Below are 387 nucleotides of genomic sequence, written 5' to 3'. Positions count from 1 at the left end.
CTGGGCCTGGTGGCACTGGAGCCGGCTTACGCCTTGCCGACCGGGCAGAATATTGTGTCCGGCAAAGGCGACATTGCTACCAGCGGCCAGCAGATGACCATCAATCAGCAAAGCGACAAGCTGATCACGCAGTGGGACGGTTTCAGCGTCGGTGCCAATGAAGGCGTGAAGTTCAACCAGCCGGGCAGCGGCTCGGTGGCGCTGAACCGCGTGATGGGCGTCAACGGCAGTGATATCCAGGGGAAAATCGACGCCAACGGCAAAGTGTTCCTGGTGAACCCGAACGGCGTGGTGTTCGGCAAGAACGCCCAGGTGAACGTGGGTGGGCTGGTGGCCTCGACGCGTGACATCAGCAATGCCGATTTCCTGGCCGGAAAGAATCACTTT

At 60.2% G+C, this 387-nt stretch carries 1 protein-coding gene; it reads left to right on the top strand.

What is annotated here, in order from left to right; genetic code table 11:
* A partial coding sequence (locus QZQ97_RS24510) for a filamentous hemagglutinin N-terminal domain-containing protein (protein WP_311995516.1) occupies positions 1-387 on the top strand: 387 nt, incomplete at both ends.

Origin of the sequence: Serratia sp. root2, from assembly GCF_031931805.1 — a bacterium.
Lineage (GTDB): Bacteria > Pseudomonadota > Gammaproteobacteria > Enterobacterales > Enterobacteriaceae > Serratia > Serratia inhibens.
This window is presented reverse-complemented; position numbering and strand designations above follow the sequence as displayed.